Source organism: uncultured Campylobacter sp. (genome assembly GCF_937996225.1).
Lineage (GTDB): Bacteria > Campylobacterota > Campylobacteria > Campylobacterales > Campylobacteraceae > Campylobacter_B.
The window spans coordinates 1-1,624 of the sequence record NZ_CALKTC010000049.1 but is presented as its reverse complement, the minus strand read 5'-3'; the positions used below and the strand labels follow the sequence as shown (position 1 = coordinate 1,624).

Sequence of the window (1,624 nt, the reverse complement as noted above, 5' to 3'; positions counted from 1 at the left end):
TAAAATTTTATGAATTCAGAGAATTTCGCGCGAAAAACTACGCTTTTTACGACGCGCAAATTTTAAACGCTTACGCCAAAACGAACGAGCGCGGCCGCACCTACACGGTGCTAAAGCTCAAAACGGCGGATTTCACTCTCTACACGACTGCTGGACTCGGGCGGGAATTTCACCGCTTCGCTCGCGTAAATATCGGCATCGTAACGAAAAACGTAAAATTTTTAGATTTTTTAAAGCAGCGCTTTTACGCGCCAAATTTTAAAATCGGAGACGAGCTTGCGCCCTCCGGGGCAAAATGGCGCGCCATAGAGTTCGTCCGAGCCCAGCACGAAAATGAGATGACGGCGGATCTTTACTCCGCGCTGTATTTTGCGACCGAAATTTCAAAACCGCTGCGCGTCAGCGTGACGAACTGGGGCATAGCGCACATCATTTCCATAAGCGGCTTTCATCTGGGCATTATCTTTAGCACGGTCTTTCTGCTTGCTATGCCGATCTACCGCTACTTTCAGGATCGCTACTTTCCATACCGCAGCGCTAAGCGCGATCTTAGCGTATTTGTGATCGTGCTGATGAGCGGATATCTCTTCGTGCTTGATTTTACGCCAAGCTTTCTGCGCTCGCTTGCGATGTGCTGCGTGGGGTTTTACCTCGCGATGCGAAATTTCTACGTACTTAAATTTACGAATCTTTTTCTCACCGTCGCGCTTCTGCTTGCGTTTTTCCCGCACCTGGCCTTTTCGATCGGATTTTATTTCTCCTGCCTGGGCGTGCTGTATATCTTCCTCTACCTGCACCACTTCGCGCCTAAATTTAAGCTCTGGCAGAACGTCATACTTTTCAATCTCTACGTTTGGCTCAGCATGAACGCGGCGGTCTATTATTTCTTCCCGACCGCTTCGCTGCAGCAGCTTAGCGTCATGCCGCTAGGATACGCGTTCGTGATCTTTTATCCACTGAGCATCTTTTTGCATCTATTCGGGTTCGGCGGCGCGCTTGATACGCCGCTGCTTGCGTTTTTAAATTTTACTTTGCCGAGCTTTCAGGCGCAAATTCCGCCGCTTCTTTTCGCGCTTGCAAACATCTGCGCGCTTGCTGCGATAAAACTTCGCTACGCAGCAGTTGCGTGCGCGATAATCGGAATTTTGCCGATATTTTTTATAACGTAGCGCACGAAAATTCCGGCGGGAATTTTATCCGTTGGAATTTTATGCTAAAATCGCGCTTTAAATCTCACAAAGGATCAAAATGTTTATTGCAAACCTCACTTACATTAAAGAAATTAGCGAAATCGATCGCTTCATCAACGAGCACAACGCGTTTTTAGACCGATTTTATGCGGCGGATAAATTTATCTGCTCGGGGCGCAAAGTCCCTCGCACAGGCGGTATCATCTTAATCAACGCCAAAGACCGCGCGGAGCTTGATGAGATCATCGCGCAAGATCCGTTCTTTCAAAACGGCGTCGCAAAATACGAGATCATAGAATTTGCGCCGACGAAATTTGCGCCCGAGTTTTGGCGACTTTTTAGCGAATAGTAAGGATCGAATTTGACGCACTTTATCATAGACGACGAAAATATCGACGTCGATAATATATTCGACGTCGTAAATCTCAAAGAGG

Annotated in this window: 2 protein-coding genes; both read left to right on the top strand. The window is 47.4% G+C overall.

What is annotated here, in order from left to right; translation table 11 throughout:
• Positions 1-1,169 (top strand): ComEC/Rec2 family competence protein (locus Q0174_RS05990; protein ID WP_298042366.1); only part of this gene is annotated, 1,169 nt, incomplete at its 5' end.
• A gap of 79 nt (positions 1,170-1,248) precedes the next feature.
• The gene (locus Q0174_RS05985; protein WP_298042363.1) at positions 1,249-1,539 is read left to right on the top strand and encodes a YciI family protein; all 291 of its coding nucleotides are present in this window, start codon (positions 1,249-1,251) and stop codon (positions 1,537-1,539) included.
• Positions 1,540-1,624: the final 85 nt, after the last annotated feature.